This window comes from Streptomyces sp. NPDC107546, assembly GCF_055639175.1.
The window spans coordinates 14949-34255 of record NZ_JBVKBA010000007.1 but is presented as its reverse complement, the minus strand read 5'-3'; the positions used below and the strand labels follow the sequence as shown (position 1 = coordinate 34255).

At 72.7% G+C, this 19307-nt stretch carries 20 protein-coding genes; 8 read left to right on the top strand and 12 right to left on the bottom strand.

What is annotated here, in order from left to right:
• The 3 genes from ACZ7L1_RS12290 to ACZ7L1_RS12280 all read right to left on the bottom strand — a co-directional run bounded on the left by ACZ7L1_RS12290 (position 1) and on the right by ACZ7L1_RS12280 (position 4932).
• Positions 1-2994: an AAA family ATPase gene (locus ACZ7L1_RS12290; RefSeq protein WP_471436478.1), complete on the bottom strand. Its 2994-nt coding sequence runs from the start codon at positions 2992-2994 to the stop codon at positions 1-3.
• A gap of 31 nt (positions 2995-3025) precedes the next feature.
• Entirely contained in the window at positions 3026-4189 is a 1164-nt protein-coding gene (locus ACZ7L1_RS12285; protein WP_471436476.1) for an exonuclease SbcCD subunit D, read from the bottom strand.
• Positions 4190-4305: 116 nt separating this feature from the next.
• Positions 4306-4932 carry a YigZ family protein gene (locus ACZ7L1_RS12280; RefSeq protein ID WP_471436474.1) on the bottom strand — a complete coding sequence of 209 codons (627 nt, stop codon included), beginning with the start codon at positions 4930-4932 and terminating at the stop codon, positions 4306-4308.
• A 342-nt stretch (positions 4933-5274) separates the two neighbouring features.
• Here ACZ7L1_RS12280 and ACZ7L1_RS12275 point away from each other — a divergent pair, with 342 nt between their 5' ends.
• Positions 5275-7266, top strand: a complete 1992-nt coding sequence (locus ACZ7L1_RS12275) for an APC family permease (protein ID WP_471436472.1) — start codon at positions 5275-5277, stop codon at positions 7264-7266.
• A gap of 7 nt (positions 7267-7273) precedes the next feature.
• Here the strand turns inward: ACZ7L1_RS12275 and ACZ7L1_RS12270 are convergent, their stop codons facing one another.
• The gene (locus ACZ7L1_RS12270) at positions 7274-7819 is read right to left on the bottom strand and encodes a SixA phosphatase family protein (RefSeq protein ID WP_471436470.1); all 546 of its coding nucleotides are present in this window, start codon (positions 7817-7819) and stop codon (positions 7274-7276) included.
• Complete coding sequence (locus tag ACZ7L1_RS12265; RefSeq protein WP_471436468.1) at positions 7816-8490, bottom strand: hypothetical protein; 675 nt, start codon at positions 8488-8490, stop codon at positions 7816-7818. Before ACZ7L1_RS12265 ends, ACZ7L1_RS12270 begins: the two co-directional genes overlap by 4 nt.
• Positions 8491-8658: 168 nt before the next feature.
• Here ACZ7L1_RS12265 and ACZ7L1_RS12260 point away from each other — a divergent pair, with 168 nt between their 5' ends.
• Together ACZ7L1_RS12260 and ACZ7L1_RS12255 are read left to right on the top strand one after the other, a co-directional pair.
• Positions 8659-9066, top strand: coding sequence for a CoA-binding protein (locus ACZ7L1_RS12260; protein ID WP_471436466.1), 408 nt, complete (start codon positions 8659-8661; stop codon positions 9064-9066).
• Between the two features lie 352 nt (positions 9067-9418).
• Positions 9419-9601, top strand: a complete 183-nt coding sequence (locus tag ACZ7L1_RS12255; RefSeq protein ID WP_471436464.1) for a hypothetical protein — start codon at positions 9419-9421, stop codon at positions 9599-9601.
• Between the two features lie 17 nt (positions 9602-9618).
• On the opposite strand, the gene ACZ7L1_RS12250 is transcribed toward ACZ7L1_RS12255, so the two are convergent.
• The 6 genes from ACZ7L1_RS12250 to ACZ7L1_RS12225 form a co-directional block, all read right to left on the bottom strand.
• The gene (locus tag ACZ7L1_RS12250) at positions 9619-10479 is read right to left on the bottom strand and encodes an ABC transporter permease (protein ID WP_471436463.1); all 861 of its coding nucleotides are present in this window, start codon (positions 10477-10479) and stop codon (positions 9619-9621) included.
• Positions 10439-11293 (bottom strand): ABC transporter ATP-binding protein, encoded by an 855-nt coding sequence (locus tag ACZ7L1_RS12245; RefSeq protein ID WP_471436462.1) that lies wholly within the window; start codon positions 11291-11293, stop codon positions 10439-10441. Before ACZ7L1_RS12245 ends, ACZ7L1_RS12250 begins: the two co-directional genes overlap by 41 nt.
• Positions 11290-11745: a MarR family winged helix-turn-helix transcriptional regulator gene (locus ACZ7L1_RS12240; RefSeq protein ID WP_471436460.1), complete on the bottom strand. Its 456-nt coding sequence runs from the start codon at positions 11743-11745 to the stop codon at positions 11290-11292. The genes ACZ7L1_RS12245 and ACZ7L1_RS12240 overlap by 4 nt, the downstream gene beginning before the upstream one ends.
• Before the next feature lie 83 nt (positions 11746-11828).
• Entirely contained in the window at positions 11829-12839 is a 1011-nt protein-coding gene (locus ACZ7L1_RS12235; RefSeq protein WP_471436458.1) for a cation diffusion facilitator family transporter, read from the bottom strand.
• Positions 12840-12995: 156 nt separating this feature from the next.
• Complete coding sequence (locus ACZ7L1_RS12230) at positions 12996-13547, bottom strand: DinB family protein (RefSeq protein WP_471436456.1); 552 nt, start codon at positions 13545-13547, stop codon at positions 12996-12998.
• A 32-nt stretch (positions 13548-13579) separates the two neighbouring features.
• Positions 13580-14251 (bottom strand): TetR/AcrR family transcriptional regulator, encoded by a 672-nt coding sequence (locus ACZ7L1_RS12225; RefSeq protein WP_471436454.1) that lies wholly within the window; start codon positions 14249-14251, stop codon positions 13580-13582.
• Between the two features lie 149 nt (positions 14252-14400).
• On the opposite strand from ACZ7L1_RS12225, the gene ACZ7L1_RS12220 reads away from it, so the two are divergent.
• The 4 genes from ACZ7L1_RS12220 to ppk2 all read left to right on the top strand — a co-directional run bounded on the left by ACZ7L1_RS12220 (position 14401) and on the right by ppk2 (position 17491).
• The gene (locus ACZ7L1_RS12220; RefSeq protein WP_471436453.1) at positions 14401-14958 is read left to right on the top strand and encodes an NAD(P)H-dependent oxidoreductase; all 558 of its coding nucleotides are present in this window, start codon (positions 14401-14403) and stop codon (positions 14956-14958) included.
• Positions 14959-15153: 195 nt separating this feature from the next.
• Positions 15154-16308, top strand: coding sequence for an inorganic phosphate transporter (locus ACZ7L1_RS12215; RefSeq protein ID WP_471436451.1), 1155 nt, complete (start codon positions 15154-15156; stop codon positions 16306-16308).
• Between the two features lie 20 nt (positions 16309-16328).
• A complete protein-coding gene (locus ACZ7L1_RS12210) occupies positions 16329-16562 on the top strand; it encodes a hypothetical protein (RefSeq protein WP_471436450.1) in 234 nt (77 codons plus the stop codon).
• A 41-nt stretch (positions 16563-16603) separates the two neighbouring features.
• A complete protein-coding gene (gene ppk2 / locus ACZ7L1_RS12205; RefSeq protein ID WP_471436448.1) occupies positions 16604-17491 on the top strand; it encodes a polyphosphate kinase 2 in 888 nt (295 codons plus the stop codon).
• A gap of 174 nt (positions 17492-17665) precedes the next feature.
• Here the strand turns inward: ppk2 and ACZ7L1_RS12200 are convergent, their stop codons facing one another.
• Complete coding sequence (locus ACZ7L1_RS12200; RefSeq protein ID WP_471436446.1) at positions 17666-18055, bottom strand: ArsR/SmtB family transcription factor; 390 nt, start codon at positions 18053-18055, stop codon at positions 17666-17668.
• A gap of 62 nt (positions 18056-18117) precedes the next feature.
• On the opposite strand from ACZ7L1_RS12200, the gene ACZ7L1_RS12195 reads away from it, so the two are divergent.
• Positions 18118-19290 carry a cation diffusion facilitator family transporter gene (locus ACZ7L1_RS12195; protein ID WP_471436444.1) on the top strand — a complete coding sequence of 391 codons (1173 nt, stop codon included), beginning with the start codon at positions 18118-18120 and terminating at the stop codon, positions 19288-19290.
• The last annotated feature ends 17 nt before the right edge of the window (positions 19291-19307 follow it).

Here is a 19307-nt window from a genome sequence, read left to right as displayed (position 1 = left end):
TCAGCCGACTCCCCGCTGCCGTACGACGGAACCCGTCCGGCCCTTCACGACCTCCAGCTGCGCGTGGATGCGGCGTCGCAGGTCGGCGACATGGCTGACGATGCCCACGCTGCGGTCCCGTTCCCGCAGCGAGTCGAGCACGTCGAGGACCTCGTCGAGGGTCTGGTCGTCCAGGCTGCCGAACCCCTCGTCGATGAAGAGGGTGTCCAGGCGCACCCCGCCCGCCTCGTCGGTGACGACGTCCGCGAGGCCGAGGGCCAGGGCCAGGGAGGCGAAGAACGTCTCCCCTCCGGACAGGGTCGCGGTGTCGCGCTCCCGCCCGGTCCAGGCGTCGACGACATGCAGCCCGAGGCCGCTGCGGCCACGTCCGGACCGGTCGTCGGAGTGGACGAGGGTGTAACGGCCCGAGGACATGCGCTGCAGCCGTACGGTCGCGGCGGCCGCCACCTGTTCGAGGCGGGCGGCCAGCACGTACGACTCCAGGCGCATCCTGCGTTCGTTCTCGGCGGAGGTGCCGGCGGCGAGGGACGCCAGCCGGGCCACCCGGTCGTACTCCTCGCGCAGCGGCGCGAGGCGCCGCACGGACGCGGTCGCGCGCGCGGAGAGTCGGTCGAGTTCGGCGCAGCGGCGGGCCGCCTCGTCCTCGGCGGAGACCGCGGCCTGCAGCCGGCGGACCGCGGCCTCGGCGGACTGTTCGGCGGCGGGGAGGTCGGCCGGCGGCTGTTGGGCCGCCGCCGCGGTGTCGGGCTCGGCGAGCATCGCGCGGACGGCGGCCTCCTCCTGCTGCCAGGCGTCCAGGCGTCGCTGCAGCTCGCGATGGGCGGTGTCGTCGAGGAGGGCGGCGGCCGCGGCCTGCGGCGTGTCGAAGCCGGCGCGGAAGGCCGCGTCGGCCAGGCGTGCGTCGGCCTCCTTGAGGCGCTGCGCGGCGTCCTCGGCGGCGCGGGCGGCGTCGGCGGCCTCGGTGAGGAAGGCGGCCCGGCGCTCCAACTGCGCGGCGCGCGCGGCCACGCTCACGGCGTCGCCCCGGGTCCGGCCCAACTCCGCCACGAGCGCGGTCCGTTCACGCTCCAGCGCGTCCCGGCGGGAGACGCGCGCCGCCACACGCAGGGCGGCTTCCTGCCGGGCCGCACTGCGCCGCTCGCGCTCCTGCTCGGCCCGCCGCAGCTCCTCCTGTGCGGGGTGCAGCCGCGAGGCGCCCGCGCGTGCGGCGCTGTGGAGCCGCTCCAGTTCGTCCGCCTGCGCGGCGAGTTCGCCGGTCGGCGTGTCTCCCGCCTCGGCGGTCGCGGCGGCCAGTGCCTCCCGCACGGCGGCGAGTCGCCGTTCGTCTTCGGCGTGTTCCTCCTCGGCGTGCCGATGGGCGGTGAGCGCCCGCTCCTCCGCTTCCCGGTCGACGTGTCCGGCAACCTTCCGGGCGGGCGCGGGGTGGTCGGTGGCACCGCAGACGGCGCAGGGTTCGCCGTCGACGAGCCCGGCGGCCAGTTCCGCGGCGATGCCCTTCAGCCGCTGTTCCTTGAGGTCGAGCCAGTGTTCGTGGGCCGCGAGAGCGCGCTCCCGGGAGACGAGGGCACGGGCCCGGGCCGCTTCGGTCTCCCGGGCGAGCCGGTCGCGCTCACGGGCCGCCCTCAGCCGGTTGCGGGCCGGTTCGCGCTGCACGGCGAGCTGCTCGGCCCGAGTGGCTGCCTCCTGGGCGGAGTCGATCCGTTCCTGCAGGGCGGCTCGGGTCTGCTCCCACTCGGCGAGCCAGCCCTCGGCGTCCTGCAGGACCTCTTCGTCGGCACGCTCCTGGCGGTCCATCGCCGCCCGCTCGGCGGCCAGTTCGCCCAGTCGCCGCTCGGCGCGGCGGGCCGATTCCAGGCCGCCCAGCTCCTCCGTCGCCCGGCGCGCGGCGGCGGCGAGGCCCGCGGCCCCGGCGTCCGCGTCGGTCTCCGGGAGCCGGGCACGCGCGCGTGCTTCTGCGTCGGCGGCGCGCCGGTGCTCGGCCTCTGCGGCGTCGCGCAGGTCCAGGGCGGGCGCCACGGCCTCGGCCTTACGGCCGCGCTCCATGCGCTGCCGTGCCTCCCGGTGGGCCTCGGCGCCCTGCTCCAGGAGGGCCGCACGCTCTCGGGCCTCGGCGAACCTTCGCTGCAGCCGCGCCCGTTCGCGTACGTCGTCCAGGGCGCGCTCGGCGGCGGCCCGCGCCGACTCGGCGGCCGTACGCGCGCACTGAGCGACGGCCAGGCGCTCACGGGCCGTGCTGCGGGCGACGGCGGCCCAGCTCAGGACGGCGTCGGCGAGCCCCGGGGCGCCGGGGGCGAGGTCCGGCAGCGGCACGGGGTCACCGGCCGCCTGCTGCATGCGGTGGGCGTCGGCGAGCAACGCGGCGTCGCCGTCGCGTACTTCGGCCTCCGTGGTCCGGCGACGCTCCGCGAGGCGCTTTTCGGCCTCGGCGAAGCGATGGGTGTCGAAGAGGCGGCCGAGCAGCTTGCCCCGGGCCTCGGCGTCGGCGCGGAGGAATCGGGCGAAGTCGCCCTGGGGCAGCAGGACGACCTGGCAGAACTGCTCGCGGCTCATGCCGAGCAGCTGGGTGATCTCCTCGCCGATCTCCTGGTGGGAGCGGCTGAGGTCCTTCCAGGTGCGGGCAGCGCTGTCGTACTCGCGCAGCCAGGTCTGGGCCTTGTCGGTCGTCGTGCCGCTGCCGCGCTTCTTCGGGCGCTCCCAGGGCGGCTGCCGGGTGATCTCCAGCCGCCGTCCGGCGACGGTGAGGTCGAGCCGGATCTCGGTGCGCGTCCCCGGTGCGGCGTGGTCGCTGCGCAGGGTCATCCCCTGGCCGCTCTGCCGGGCGCCGGGCACGGCGCCGTAGAGCGCGTAGCACACGGCGTCCAGGACGGATGTCTTGCCGGCGCCGGTCGGCCCGTGCAGCAGGAAGAGTCCGGCCGCCGACAGGGCGTCGAAGTCGACCTGCTGCGTGCCGCCGAACGGGCCGAAGGCGGTGATGTCGAGCCGGTGCAGCCTCACTGGTCCCCCTCCGTTCCACGCGTGCGTGAGGTCACCGGGCGCCCTCCCGGACCGCCTGGTCGGCGCGCACCGCGTCGAACGCCTCCCGCAGCACGGCCCGCTCGCGCTCGTCGGGTCCCGCCCCGCGCACATGGGCCACGAAGTCCTCCGCGATCTGCTGGTCGGAGCGGCCCGCCAGCCTGCGCGCGTACGACACACCGGGATCCTCGGGGGCGCGCTCGGGGTCGAAGACGAGGCTGAGGGTGTGCGGGAAGCGCTCGGTCAAGCGGGCCATGGGCTCGCCGGGCCGCACCGGGTCGGTGAGCGTGGCCTCCACCCATGCCTCCTCGTGGCGCGCCAGCTCCGGGTCGGCGAGCAGGTCCTCCAGATGCCCGCGGAGCCGGGCGAGGGGCCGCGGCACCGGGCAGTCGACTCGCTCCGTCGCGACCGAGCCGTCGGCGCCGAGGTCGACCAGCCACATGCTCTTGCGGTGGCCGGCCTCCGAGAAGGAGTACGGCAGCGGGGACCCCGAGTAGCGCACGCGCTCGGTGATGGTCTGGCTGCCGTGCAGATGGCCCAGCGCCACGTAGTCCACGCCGTCGAAGACGCCGGCCGGCACCGCGGCGACTCCGCCGACCGTGATGTCCCGCTCGCTGTCGCTGGGTTCGCCCCCGGTGACGAACGCGTGGGCGAGGACGACGGAGCGGGTGCCCGGGGCGCGCGTGGCCAGGTCGGCGCGGACCCGGTCCATGGCGGCCGCGAGCACCGCCTCGTGGCCCGCCTTCTCGACCGCGAACTCGTCCTTGACCAGGGCCGGTTCGAGATACGGCAGGCCGTAGAACGCCACGTCCCCGTGCGCGTCGCTCAGCACGACCGGGGTTCCGCAGGCCGCGGGCTCGGTCCGCAGGTGGATGCCCGCGCGACCGATGAGGCCGGCGCCGACGCCCAGGCGGCGCGCCGAGTCGTGGTTCCCGGAGATCATCACCGTGGGCACGCCGAGGTCGGCGAGGCAGTGCAGGGCGTCGTCGAACAGCTCGACCGCGGCGAGCGGCGGTACCGCCCGGTCGTACACGTCTCCCGACACCACGACCGCGTCCGCACCGCGCTCGCGCACGGTGGCGACGAGGTGGGCGATGAACGCGGCCTGGGCGTCGAGCATGTTCACACGGTGGAACGCCCGGCCCAGATGCCAGTCGGAAGTGTGCAGCAGCCTCATGATCCCCGAGACTAACGGCCGGGTCTGACATCACGGGCGGTTACTCCCGTACCGGGCCGCCCCGGGACGGAAGAGGCCCGACGGCCCGACGGCCCGTCAGACGTCCGGTGCGTCCGTCATGCGTCCCCGTACGCCTCTCCGCCCAGCTCCAACCGGGCCGTGCCCGCCGTCACATCGGCGAGCCACGCGCGGAACGCCTCGACGTCGGCGTCCGGCAGCCCGACCTCGATGGTGACGTTCTCGTCGTAGCGCACGTCCCGTACCTCACGGCCGGTCGCGCGCAGGTCGTTCTGCACCTTGCCCGCGCGCTGGTGGTCGACCGTCACCGTGGCGAGCCGGAAGCGGCGGCGGGTGAGGGTGCCGAGCGCGTCCAGCGCCTCGCCGACCGCTCCCCCGTACGCCCTGATGAGCCCGCCCGCCCCCAGCTTCACGCCGCCGTAGTAGCGGGTGACGACGGCGACGACGTACCGCATGTCGCGGCGCAGCAGCATCTGGAGCATGGGGACGCCCGCGGTGCCGCCCGGTTCACCGTCGTCGCTCGCCTTCTGGATCGCGGCGTCGGCGCCGATGACGTACGCATAGCAGTTGTGGGTGGCGTCGGCATGCTCCTTGCGGACACCCGCGATGAATTCCTGCGCCTCCTCCTCGGTGGCGGCGGGAGCGAGCGCGCACAGGAAACGGGAGCGGTTGACCTCGGTCTCGTGCACGCCCACGCGGGCGACTGTGCGGTACTCGTCCTGCATCACGCCAGCGTATGCGGCACCCGCCCGGGTTCCGCAGGCGGGCCGGTGCCCGCCGCCCACGCCACGCGCGCGTGGCGCTGGTAAGGGCAGGAAAAGCCCCTGCGCGCGCGTGGCGCTCGTCACGGCCGTCCGAAAGCCCCGCGCGCGTGGCGCTCGTCACGGCCGTCCGAAAGCCCCGCGCGCGTGGCGGTCGTCACCGGCGAAAGCGCCGCGCCGGCCGCCTCCCCGTCACCCGCCTGGGCGCCTCCCAGGCGTTCGCCCCCGGTATCCGGGCACACCACCCCGTAGTGGATACTCGCTCGTCGTTGTCCGACCGCCCGACGATCACAGGGAGAACACCGCATGACCGGCACCCAGGTGGGGAGCCCGGACGCCGCCGAGCCCGGCCATTCGCGGCCCTCCACCGCCGCGGCCCGCTGCCGGGCCTGGCTCCTGGAGGGCCTGAGCGAGCGCGCGGCCCGCCACCCGGGCCCGCACGCCACCCGGGACGACGGGCACGAGGGCCACGCCTGGTGGCGGGTGATGTGCCTGACCGGCGTGGACTACTTCTCCACCCTCGGCTACCAGCCCGGGATCGCCGCGCTCGCGGCCGGGCTGCTGTCGCCGCTCGCCACGCTCGTACTGATCGCGCTGACCTTGTTCGGCGCGCTCCCGGTGTACCGCCGGGTGGCCCACGAGAGCCCGCACGGCGAGGGCTCGATCGCCATGCTGGAGCGGCTGCTTCCGTGGTGGGCGGGGAAGGTGTTCGTCCTGGTGCTCCTCGGCTTCGCGGCCACCGACTTCCTGATCACGATGACGCTGTCGGCCGCGGACGCCGCCGCCCACGTCGTGGAGAACCCCTTCGCTCCGCACTGGATGGACGGCGGCAACACCTGGATCACCCTGCTCCTGGTCGCCGCGCTCGGCGCCGTGTTCCTCAAGGGCTTCAAGGAGGCCATCGGTATCGCGGTCGCGCTCGTGGCCACGTATCTCGCGCTCAACGTCGTCGTCATCGCGGTCTCGGCCTGGGAGGTGCTCAGTCACCCGGTGCGGATCGGCGACTGGACGCACGCGATGACCGCCGAGCACTCCTCGCCGCTCGCGATGATCGCGGTGGCGCTGCTCGTCTTCCCGAAGCTGGCGCTCGGCATGTCCGGCTTCGAGACGGGCGTGGCGGTGATGCCGCAGGTCAAGGGCGACCCGACCGACACCTACGCGGATCCGGCCGGCCGGGTGCGCGACACGCGCAAACTGCTCACCACGGCCGCCGTGATCATGAGCTGTCTGCTGCTGCTGTCCAGCCTGGCGACGACGATCCTGATCCCGCAGGACGCCTTCAAGAGCGGCGGCCCGGCCAACGGTCGCGCGCTCGCGTATCTCGCGCACGAGCACCTGGGCGGGGCCTTCGGGACGGTCTACGACATCTCGACGATCGCGATCCTGTGGTTCGCGGGCGCGTCCGCGATGGCCGGCCTGCTCAACCTGGTGCCGCGCTATCTGCCCCGCTACGGCATGGCCCCCGAGTGGACCCGCGCCGTCAGGCCCCTCGTGCTGGTCTTCATGGTGGCCGCGGTCCTCATCACGCTGTGGTTCCACGCGGACGTCGACGCCCAGAGCGGCGCGTATGCGACGGGGGTGCTCGTCTTGATGCTCTCCGCGGCGTTCGCCTCGACGGTCGCCGTGCACCGGCGCGGCCACCGGGCCGCCGCAGTCGGCTTCGGTACGATCACCGCCGTCCTCGCGTACACCCTGGTCACCAATGTGATCGAGCGCCCCGACGGCATCAAGATCGCGCTGATCTTCATCGTGGCGATCCTCGTCACCTCGTTCGCCTCGCGTGTGCACCGCGCCTTCGAACTGCGGGCGGCGACGGTCACCTTCGACGAGGCTGCCGCCCGGCTGGTCGACGAGGCCGCGGCGAGCGGGCCGCCGTTGCTCATCGCCAACGAGCCGCAGGAGCACACCATCGGGGAGTACCGCGCCAAGGAGTCCAGCCAGCGGGAGCAGACCCACATCCCGGACGGGCGGCCGGTGCTCTTCCTGGAGGTCTTCGTCACCGACTCCTCGGACTTCACCGCCGATCTGACCGTCCACGGCGACGAGAAGCACGGGGTGCGCAGGCTGCGCGTCCAGGGCGCGACCGTGCCCAACACCATCGCGGCGGTCCTGATGGAGCTGCGCGACCGCACCGGCCAGGTGCCGCACGCCTACTTCAACTGGACCGAGGGCGCCCCGTTCAGCCACCTGCTGCGCTTCCTTGTGTTCGGGGACGGCGAGGTCGCCCCGGTCACGCGGGAGGTGCTGCGCCGTGCGGAGCCGGACCCGGAGCGGCGCCCCAGGATCCACGTCGGCTGAGCCTGCCCTACTTCGGTTTCCTCCCGCGCGCCACGACCACGTCCGTGAGGAGCGCCGCGCCGGGGGCCAGTGCCTCCCAGGCGGGGCCGTGCCAGGCGAGGACGGCGATGGCCGCGGTGGGGAACTTGGCGCGGACCCGGTCGAGGGTGTCGTTCAGCCCGTCCCCGGCGAGTTCCAGCACCAGCTCGGCGAGCCCGGGATTGTGCCCGATCAGCAGCAACGTCCGCACGGGGGCGGGTACTTCGTGCACGGCGTCCAGCAGATCGGGTACGTCGGCGGCGTACAGGCGTCGCTGGAGTCGTACCGGCGGCGGTGTGCCCCACTGGGCCGAGGCCAGCTCCCAGGTCTCGCGGGCGCGGGCCGCCGTCGAGCACAGGGCGAGGTCGGGCAACCAGTCGGCCTCGGCGAGCGCGCGCCCGGCGGCCGGCGCGTCCCGGCGGCCGCGCGCCGCCAGCGGCCGTTCGTGGTCGGGGACGCCCTCGGGCCAGGCGGACTTGGCGTGCCGCAGCACGACTAGCCTGCGCAGCGGGCCCTGCCCGGCCGGGGTGTTCATGTCCAGGTACCGATCTCGCGGGTGAGGTCGAGTCCGAGCAGTCGGTCGGCGTAGGCGTACGTCTCGAAGCGCGCCCCGTCCGGCACGTCGTCGGCGCTCTCCACGCACCGCAGGACGTCCAGGACGGCGGGGACGTCGAGATCGTCCTCCCAGGCGGTGCGCAGCTCCTGCCGCACCTGCTCGGGGATCGGCTTGGAGGGGCGGGTCGCCCAGGCGGCGACGGCCTTGCGCCAGCGGAGCAGGGTGTCCCGCGCCTGGCTGAGGGTGGCCGCGTCGAGGTCGGCGGGCTGCCGGCGCGGGCGGGCGAGCAGGGCGAGGCGCAGCGCAGACGACGGGGCGGCGGGGCCGGTCACGGGGGCCACCTCGACACGTACCCCGTCGGGCGCGGCACCCGGCACGCCGACCACGTGCAGTACCTGTCCGATGCCCGGTGTGTCCGGCTCCGCGGGGCGGATGCCGAGGTCGTCGGCGCGTGCCCGGAGCGCGGCGGGCGGTGCGCCCACCGTGACGACGGGTGTTCCGCCGAGCTCCAGGGCCCTGGCCAGCACGTCGGCCACCAGCAGCACCCGCAGCGCGGAGTCGTCGGCCCCGGCCGGGTGCGCGTGGACCCGGACCAGGCCCGGACGGACGTCGATGGGCTCGCCGCTGCGGGCGTCGATGATTCGGAGCACGAGGCGAGCGTAGGCGGGCGAGGCCTCCGGCGCAGCCGAGCGGAGCACGTTCGGGACGGACCGGCGGTCCCGGCCGCTCCTCGGGAATCAGCGCCTCCCACCGGCTGTTGCCGCCCACAGCAGGCGGCACGGGACTGCCGGGCCGCGGAACGTCGAAGGGAACCGGGCGTGTACGGCGACTCCGCAACGATCCGCAAGATCCTCACCGAGCTGGGCGACACCTGGGCGGTGGTGGGGCTGTCCACCAACCGGCGCCGGCCGGCCTACGGAGTCGCCGCCGCCCTGCAGCGCTTCGGCAAGCGCATCGTGCCGGTCCACCCCAAGGCCGAGACGGTCCACGGGGAGAAGGGCTACCCGTCGCTGGACGCGATTCCGTTCCCGGTCGACGTGGTGGACGTCTTCGTCAACAGCGACCTGGCGGGTCCGGTCGCCGAGGAAGCGGTCGCGATCGGCGCCAAGGCCGTCTGGTTCCAGTTGGGTGTCATCGACGAGCAGGCCTACGACCGGACCCGCGGGGCCGGACTGGAGATGGTCATGGACCGCTGCCCGGCCATCGAGATCCCCTCCCTGCGCTGAGGCCGCGACGGCCGGCCGCCGAGGGGGCCGCGAGAGTGAACCGGCGCGCGCGTCACCCGGGTTCGGGCCGCCCTCTCGGATACCTTGATATGACGAAGTAACTGGTCGGGCGGCGGCGAGGAGTACCGCCCCGCCTCCGCCGACGTCGACGAGACCGAACCGCTCAGGGTGCCGAGCTGCTCGACGTACGGGCCCCTCACCTTCGACCGGGACCGACGCACGGGCTGCAGCAGCCGGCGCCGCCGACCCGACACAAAGCACCACGGAGATCGATCGACCTGCCTTCGTCGAGGGGCTTCGCGCCCTGCCGGAGTCTCTCGGACGCAGCGGCTGGAAATGTCCGGGAGGCGCTATGTGGTCCGTACTGGAACAGGTGGCCGTGGCCGCCCCTCAGCTCTTCGTCTACGCCATCGGCCTCTTCGTCGCCATGATCCTTCTGTCGCTCGCCATCAGTCTGCGGCAGGCGGAGGCGTCGCAGCGCCCCGAGATCATCAGGGCGCTCGCGGATCTGATGGCGTTCTGGAAGAAGAGGTGAGCCGCCCCTCCCCCGCCTCAGCGGGCCAGACGTCCCAGCAGCGACGACGCCGACGTGATGCCCACGGCCGCCGCCACCAGCAGCACCAGGAAGTCGGTGAGCAGGTGGGAGGGTGTGCCGAGGAGCAGGCCGCGCAGGGCGTCGACCTGGTAGCTCAGCGGGTTGACCTTGCTGATGGCCTGGAGCCAGCCCGGCATGACGTGCACCGGGTAGAGGGCGTTGGAGCCGAAGAACAGCGGCATCGTGATCGCCTGGCCGATGCCCATGAGGCGGTCCCGGGTCAGGACGATGCCCGCGATCGTCATGGACAGGCAGGAGAAGAAGGCCGAGCCGAGTACGACGGCCACCGCGACACCCAGCAGCCGCAACGGGTTCCAGGTCAGCGCGACGCCGAGCAGCGCCGCGATCAGGACCACCACGACCGCCTGGACCAGCGCCTTCACCCCGGCGGCGAAGGCCTTTCCGGTGATCAGCGCGGCCCGCGGGGTCGGGGTGACCAGCAGCTTGGTGAGGATCCCGGAGTCCCGCTCCCAGATGATCATGATGCCGTAGAAGATCGCGATGAACATCGCGGACTGGGCGATGATCCCGGGCGCGAGGTAGTCGAGGTAGGGGATGCCCCCGGTGGGGATCGCCCTGATCCGGGTGAACGTCTCCCCGAAGATAAGCAGCCACAGCGCCGGCTGGACCGCCCGGGTGTACAGCTCGGTGCGGTCGTGGCGCAGCTTCTGCAGTTCGACGGCGCACATGGCGAGGACCCGGGCGGGCAGCACCTTCCAGCCGGTACGGGCCCGTGGTGGGGCCACCAGCAGGTCGAGGTCCGCCGGGTGGGCGCGGTCAGCCGACGCGGGACGCGGTGCGGCGGGTGCTTCGGACATCGCGGAAGTCTCCTGACTGGTCGTCGAGTCCGCTGCCGGCGACGTCACGGAAGACGTCCTCCAGCGTCGGCAGCGGGCCTTCGGTTCCGAGCCGCTGTGCGAGGCCGCTGCGCAGCTCCTCGGGGGTGCCGAGCGCGCGAACGCGGCCGCGGTGCATCAGGGCGACGCGGTCGCAGTACTGGTCGGCCTCGTCCATGTAGTGGGTGGTGACGAGGACGGTCATGCCGGTGACGGCGCGAACGGCGTTGATGTGCTCCCACACGTTGGTCCGGGCGATGGGGTCGAGGCCGATGGTGGGCTCGTCGAGGATCAGCAGCCGTGGCGCGCTGACCAGCGCCTGGGCGAGTTCCAGCCGGCGGACCATGCCGCCGGAGTACGTCTTCGCGAGCCGGTCGGCCGCGGCGGTCAGGTCGACGGCGGCGAGGGCCTGGTCCACGCGGCGGGCACGCTCGCCGCGGGAGACGTCGAAGACACGGGCGAACAGGGCCACGTTCTCCCGGCCGGTGAGCCCGGCGTCGGCCGAGAGCTGCTGGGGCACGTAGCCCAGCAGGCGCCGTACGGCCATGCGCTCGCGCGTCGCGTCGTGGCCGAAGACGCGCACCTTGCCGGCCGGGACGGGTAGGAGCGTGGTCATGCATCGGATGGCGGTGGTCTTGCCCGCGCCGTTGGGGCCGAGTAGTCCGAAGACCTCGCCGTCGCGGACGGAGAGGTCGAGTCCGTCGACCGCGTTGGTCTCCCCGAAGGAGTAACGCAGTCCGGCACAGGTGACGGCGTCGACTGCCGGTGCCTTGCCGTCCGTCACGTTCCGCGTCATGTCTCCTCGGCCTCCTCATGCAGGTTCTCCGCCAGCTTGCGCAGGGCCGGAAGGGCCACCTCGAGCGCCTTGCGGTCCGCCTCGTCGAGGCGGGCCACCTGGCCGCGTACGAGTGCCGCGCGCCGCTCGCGCCAGTCGTGCAGCCGTGCCCTGGCCGCGCCGGTGGGAAGCAGGCGCGCGGCCCGCCGGTCGGCCGGGTCCGTCTCACGGATCAGATAGCCGTCGCGGACCAGGTGCTTGACGAGCGTGGAGACCGAGTTGCCCGCCAGGTAGAGCTCCTTGGCGGCGTCCGACACCCCGACGCCCGGCCGTTCCACCACCAGGCGCAGCAGTTCCACCTCGGCTCCGCGCAGCGGCGGCGCGGCCATCCCGCCACGCACGCGGCGGCGGATCAGCCGCTGCACTCCGATCAGCGCGGCCACCAGGTCGTCGGCGAGCCTCTCCGGTTCCACACTGATGAGATTAGTTCTGCTTCAGAGGTAATCGGGGAAAGAGACGGTCAAAGGCCATCAACAACGGTCGACTGCGGTCGCCGTCAGTGGCGGTGAGGTTCCTCCCGGTGCACGGGACCGTGCGGGGCGTCGCAGTGCGCGGCGCCCTCAGCGGCGCTCCGGTCGCCGGGCAGGGCCACCTGCAGGACCTGCTCGGGGGCGTGGTCGACCTGGAGGGTGGTGTGGGTGATGCGGTAGTCGTGGCGCAGCACCTCCTCCAGGTCACGGCGCACGGCGTGGCAGTCCCCGCCGGGTTCGACCAGGACGTGCGCGGAGAGCGCGGCCTGGCCGGAGGTGATCTGCCAGACGTGCAGATCGTGCACCTCGACGACGTCCGGCCTGGTGACGAGCCGGTCGCCGAGCGCGTCCGGGTCGACGTCGGCGGGCGCGGCCTCCAGGAAGATGCGGCCGGAGTCGCGCAGCAGCCCGTACGCGGCCTTCACCATCAGCGCGACGACCACCAGCGTGGCGATCGGGTCGGCACGTTCGAAGCCGGTCAGGACGACGACGAGCGCGGCGATCGCGGTGCCGATGAAGGCGAACAGGTCGTTCAGCACATGCTGATAAGCGCCCTCGACGTTCAGCGAGGTGCGGTTGGCCTTCGAGATGCAGAAGGTCGCGCCGACGTTCACGACGATCCCGGTGAGCGCGGTGACCAGCATGAGGCCGCCTTCCACCTGGGGCGGCGTGATCAGGCGCCGTACGGCCTCGTACGCCAGCCAGGCACCCAGCAGAAGCAGGGTCAGGCCGTTCGCCTGGGCGGAGAGGATCTCCGCGCGCTTGAGGCCGTAGGTGAAGCCGCCGCGGGCCGGGCGGGCGGCCAGCCGCATCGCGATGAGGGCGAGCACGATGGACGCGGCGTCGGTGAGCATGTGGGCCGCGTCGGAGATCAGCGCCAGGGAGCCGGCGACGACGCCTACGGCCACCTCGACCGCCATGAACACGGCGATCAGGCCGAGCGCGAGGCCCAGCCAGCGGCGGTCGGCATCCGCCGACACACCGTGGGAGTGGCCGGAGTGGCCCCCCGGGCCGTGCTCATGACCGTGACCGCTCATGTGGTCCGCCTTCCCCCTCGCAGTCGGGTGTCTGGACCGCAGTCAAACCCATGGCCACGCTCCAGGGCAAAGGCTGCACCGGTGACCGTTGTCATGTCCGATAATAAGACGCTGACCTGCGTAAACGTTACGGCGACAAGGACGGGCCAAGTGGTGTCACATCCCGATCGCCCCATCGATGCGCTCGCGGAGCAGATCGGCGTGGCCGTTGTGACGGGCGTACTCCTCGACCATGTGGAGGAGTACCCAGCGCAGCGACACGGTGCCGCGCCAGGAGTCGTGCCCCTCGATGTCCAGGTGGGGCGCGGCGGTGACGAAGGCGTCGGCGAAGGCGGTCTCCGCACGCCAGGTCTCCCAGGCCAGAGCCACACCCTTCGGGTCCGGGACGGCGCCGGTGAAGTCACCGTCGGGTTCGGAGGGCGAGGAGAACAGGGGCGGGACGTCCTGACCGGCCAGGACCCGGCGGAACCAGCGGCGTTCGACGTCGGCGAGGTGTCGCACCAGGCCGAGCAGCGAGAGCGCGGACGGCGCGACCGAGCGCTGCGACAACTCGCTGTCCAGGCCGGAGCACTTGAGCTCCAGCGTGGCGCGCTGGCCGGCGAGGAAATCGACGAGGAGGGTACGTTCGTCGCCGGTGGCGGGGCCGAGGACTCGGGGATCGCGGTCGGCGGGGACGAACATCTCGGCTCTTCTGCTCATGGTCGTCATGGCCACCATGATGGGACGTTGCTGAGCACAGGTCAGCCCGTACATCGGCCGGTACATCGGCCCGTGTAACGGTCCACCAGGTCGCACCAGCCGGCCTCGACCCGCTCCAGGGACATCCCGCGGCGGGTCAGCAGGTGGTCGACGAGGGCCGTCTCCAGATAGCCGAGCAGCGTGTGCGCGACGAGCTCGGTGTCGCCGTCCGCCCGTGCCTCGCGCAGCAGCATGCACACGTGGACCAGCCGCAGCTGGTACGGCGGAGTCGCGCGCTGGCGGGCCGGGTCCGTGTGGGCGGCCAGATACAGGTCACGGTTAGCGTGCTCATGGCGAATGACGGCCGCACCGAACGCACGCAGGCGCTCCCGGGCGGGCGCGCCCGGGCCGAGCGGCGGCGGTCCGGAGAGGAAGGCGGCCTGGAGCTTCTCCTCGTGGTGGCTGAGCAACTCCACCATCAGACCCATGCGATCGCCGAACCGCCGGAAGACGGTGCCCTTGCCGACGCCCGCGCCACAGGCGATGTCCTCCATGGTCACGTTCGCGATGCCGCGCTCCGCGGCCAGGCGGGCGGCGACCTCCAGCAGACGCGTGCGGTTGCGCGCGGCGTCGGCGCGCAGCCGGGCCGTCTCACCGGTGGGCATGAGGGCGAGGCCGGTCGGCGTGTCGACGTCGGCCGGGGGCGGCAGAAGGGGTGGGAGCGGCTCGGTCATGAGACCAGACTAGCGCCGAGGGAAGACAATCGGACCCTGGTCCGCTTATGGTGGGCAAGAAGTGGACCGCGGTCCGCTTGGAATGGTACAACGTTCAACGGACTTCCCCGGTCCGCTTGTACTGATCGCATATCTCCGGGAGTTTTGCCATGTCTGTACGTATCCTCGCCCTGGTCGGCAGCCTTCGTGCCGGTTCCCACAACCGCCAGCTCGCCGAGGCCGCCGTGAAGCACGCCCCCGAGGGCGTCGAGGTGGTGCTGCACGAGGGTCTGGGCCAGGTGCCCTTCTACAACGAGGACATCGACGTCGAGGGCACCGTCCCCGAGGCCGCGACCGCGCTGCGCAACGCCGCCGCCCAGGCCGACGCGCTGCTGCTCTTCTCGCCCGAGTACAACGGCACCATCCCCGCCGTCCTGAAGAACGCGATCGACTGGCTGTCCCGTCCGTACGGTGCCGGCGCCCTGACCGGCAAGCCGGTCGCCGTCGTGGGCACCGCCTTCGGTCAGTACGGCGGCGTGTGGGCGCAGGACGAGGCCCGCAAGGCCGTGGGCATCGCCGGCGCCCACGTCGTCGAGGACGCCAAGCTGTCCATCCCCGGCTCCGTGACCCGCTTCGCCGAGACCCACCCTGCGGACGACACCGAGGTTGCCGAGGGCCTGACCAAGGTCATCGAGCAGCTCTCCCAGGCGCAGCCGGTCGCCGCCTGATCTCCCGCGCTCCGGGCCGCACACCGGCCCGCGCACGGTGACACGGCCGTGGGCCAGGACCGAGCAGGTCCTGGCCCACAGTTGTGTGCGGGTGTGTTGCGAGATGTGCGGCTTTGTTGGTTCGCCCACCAGACGCATGCTCGTGCTTTGCCTGGACGTCGCCGGGCGTACGCCTTCGATTGCTTGCATCGAGGAATGGACCACATCACGTTCCTTGTGGCCGTCGTCATCGTCACGGCGTTGGCCTTCGACTTCACGAACGGATTCCATGACACCGCCAACGCGATGGCCACCTCCATCGCCACCGGCGCCCTGAAACCACGAACAGCGGTCCTGATCAGCGGCGTCCTGAACATCGTCGGCGCCTTCCTGTCCACCGAGGTCGCGAAGACGATCTCCGGCGGCATCGTGGACGACACCCTGGTGAGCCCGGGCATGATCTTCGCCGGGCTGGTGGGCGCGATCCTGTGGAACCTGCTGACCTGGCTGCTGGGACTGCCGTCGAGTTCCTCCCACGCGCTGTTCGGCGGCCTGGTCGGGGCTGTCTGGGTCGGTGCGGGCAGCCATGGCGTGCACTTCGACAAGGTTGTCGAGAAGGTGCTGATCCCCGCCGTCGCCTCGCCGGTCGTGGCGGGTCTCGCCGCGCTGCTGGCCACCTACCTCGCCTACAAGATCACCGCCCGGGCCCGCAGGGATTCGGTGACCAGGGGCTTCCGCCTCGGCCAGATAGCCTCCGCCTCCCTGGTCTCCCTCGCCCACGGCACCAACGACGCCCAGAAGACCATGGGTGTGATCACTCTGACGCTGATCTCCGCCGGTGCCCTCGGCCATGACGCGGGGCCGCCGGTGTGGGTGATCGCCTCGGCCGGACTGGCCATCGGCCTCGGCACCTACCTCGGCGGCTGGCGGATCATCCGCACCATGGGCAAGGGCCTGACGGACATCCAGTCCCCCCAGGGGTTCGCCGCCGAGGCCGCCTCCACCACCGTGATCCTGACCTCCGCCCACCTGGGCTTCGCGCTGTCCACCACGCAGGTCTGCTCCGGCGGCATCCTCGGCGCCGGCCTCGGCCGGCGGCTGGCGGAGGTGCGCTGGGGCGTCGCGGGCCGCATGGTGATGGCCTGGCTGATCACCCTCCCGGCCGCGGCCCTGGTCGGCGGGCTCTCCGCGAGCGTCGTGAAGCACGGCGGCAACGCCGGGACCGCGGTGATCGCTCTGGTCGCCGCCGCCGTCGCCGCGGGCATCGTGGCCGCCTCCCGCCGCAACCCCGTACGCGCCGACAACGTCAACGAGACCCACGAGGTCACCCTCCGCGGCACCGCGCCCGCGCGCGTCGGCACCGCCGCCTGAGCGACGAAGGAGTTCGACCCATGCACCTCGACTGGAGCGCCCTCGGGCAGGTCACCGCGGTCAGCGTCGGAGTCACCGCCGCCGTGGGCGTCGTCTTCGCCCTCGGGGTCCTCGGCCTCGCCCAGGTCGAGTCGGCCCGTGAGGAGGACGGCGGCACGCACGCCCTCGGCCTCGCCCAGGCCTGGCTGTGCTTCCTGGCCTGCGCGGCCGTGGTGGCGTACGGGATCTATCTGATCGTGCCGCAGTTCCACTGATCCCACCGAGGCGTGGGGAGGAAGAGAAGAAGGAAGGACGGATGACACCTCTGGTCACGGACGGCCTGCGGGTCGACTACACCGACCACGACGACCCCGTGCTGATCCGGCCGGACGGCAGCCCGGTGGAGACCTGGCGGGAGAACTACCCGTACGACCACCGGATGGAGCGCAAGGAGTACGAGTGGCACAAGCGGCTCCAGCAGATCGAACTGCTGAAGCTGCAGAGCTGGATCAAGGAGACCGGGCGTCGGCTCGTCATCGTCTTCGAGGGACGTGACGCGGCCGGCAAGGGCGGCACGATCAAGCGCTTCACCGAGCACCTGAACCCGCGCGGCGCCCGGGTGGTGGCCCTGGAGAAGCCGACCGAGCGCGAGCGCGGGCAGTGGTACTTCCAGCGGTACGTCCAGCACCTGCCGACCGCGGGCGAGATCGTGCTGTTCGACCGGTCCTGGTACAACCGGGCCGGGGTGGAGCGCGTGATGGGCTTCTGCACGGACGACGAGTACCGCCGCTTCGTCCGGCAGGCCCCGCTGTTCGAGCGGATGCTCGTGGACGACGGCGTGGACCTGGTGAAGTTCTGGTTCTCGGTCTCCCAGAGCGAGCAGCGGACCCGCTTCACGATCCGTCAGGTCGACCCGGTGCGGCAGTGGAAGCTGAGCCCGATGGACCTGGCCTCACTGGACCGCTGGGACGAGTACACCGCGGCCAAGGTCGCCATGTTCCGTGAGACGGACACCGACCACGCGCCGTGGACCGTGGTGAAGAGCAACGACAAGAAGCGGGCCCGGGTCGAGGCGATGCGCAGCGTGCTCGCCCGCTTCGACTACACCGACAAGGACCGGGAGGTCGTCGGCGCCCCCGATCCCCGCATCGTGGGCGCGGCGGCGAACCTGCTGGAGGCCGGCGAGGACGACACCGGCGGCTGAACCGGCGTCTCAGTGCTGTGGCCGGAAAGGTTCACCGGCTCGCGACGCCCGGCACGGCACCTCGCCGCGTTGTCGCATCGCCCGAGTACATCCGGTACGCGGGCGACGCTCCGCCTTGCGATGCACCGCACCGGACGCCGCGAGCTCTCCGGCAAACCTTTCCGGCCACAGCACTCAGTCGTGCGCAGGGCTGTCGGTGAGCCGGTGGTCGGCCAGGCTGAGCGCCTCGTCCACGACCCGGCGCAGATGGCCGTCGCGCAGTGAGTAGATCACGCGGCGGCCTTCCTTGCGCGTGTCGACAAGGCCGGCCAGGCGGAGCCGCGCCAGGTGTTGGCTGACGGCGGGCCGGGCCGCGCCGCACGCCTCGGTGAGCGTCGAGACGTCGGCCTCGCCGCCGGTCAGAGCGTGCAGCAGGGCGAGACGGGTGCGGTCGCCCAGCAGCGCCAGCAGCTCGGCCGCCAGCGCGAACTGCTCCTCCCCCGGCGTGCGGGGATGGTCGCCGTCCGTGCCGTCCCTGCGCGGCTGCGCATCCTGCGCAGATGATAGGTGCATGCGTGCGCTCATACGCACATAATGACTCCCTGGGCGGATACCCGTCCACTGCCGCACGGCGGAAGGAGCCTGGGATGAGAGACGAGCACGCGGGGCGCGAACAGGCGGGGCACGAGCACGCCGGGCATCGGCACACGGCGCACCAGCACGCCGAGGACGGCCACGTGCGACATGAGCACGGCCGGGCGCATACGCACAGCCGCCACCCCCATCCCCACGAGCACCCGCATCCGCACTCCCACGGGCACGGCCACGAGCCCGCGCACGGCCCACTCGCCCGCCTCCGCCACCTCCTCACCCACTCCCACGAGAGCGCCGACAAGCTCGATGCGGCGCTGGAGTCCTCCACGCGCGGACTGCGGGCGCTGTGGTCCTCGCTGGCCGTGCTGGGGGCCACCGCGCTGGCGCAGGCGGTGGTGGTCGTGCTGTCCGGTTCCGTGGCCCTGCTCGGCGACACCGTGCACAACGCGGCCGACGCGCTGACCGCCGTACCGCTCGGCATCGCGTTCGTCCTCGGCCGACGAGCGGCCACGCGCCGCTTCACCTACGGGTACGGCCGCGCGGAGGATCTCGCCGGGATCGTGGTCGTGCTGACGATCGCCGCCTCCGCCGCATTCGCCGCCTGGACGGCGGTGGAGCGGCTGCTGGACCCACGGCCCATGCAGCACGTCCCGGTCGTCGCCGTCGCGGCCGTCATCGGTTTCGCGGGCAACGAGTGGGTCGCCCGTCACCGCATCCGGGTGGGTCGCGCGATCGGCTCGGCCGCACTGGTCGCGGACGGACTCCACGCGCGTACGGACGGCTTCGCCTCGCTGGCGGTTCTGGTGGGCGCGGGCGGGGCGGCGCTCGGGTGGCAGCTCGCCGACCCGGTGGTGGGGCTGGCGATCACGGCCGCGATCGTGCTGGTGCTGCGGGACGCGGCGCGCGAGGTCTTCCGTCGGGTGCTGGACGCCGTGGACCCGGCTCTGGTGGACCGGGCGGAGCGGGCGGTCGCACAGGTGCCGGGTGTGCGTGCGGTGGGCGAACTGCGGCTGCGCTGGATCGGGCATCGGCTGCGCGCCGAGGTGGCGGTCGTGGTCGACGGCGAGGTGAGCGTACGGCGGGCGCACGCCATCGCGGTCGAGGCCGAACACGCCCTGCTGCACGCGGTACCGAGGCTCACGGCCGCCCTGGTGCACGCGGACCCGGCGCCTGCCCCGGGCGAGGCGGACCCGCACCTGACCCTGGCCCACCACGCCCGGAGTTGACCGCACCCCCCTCGGGC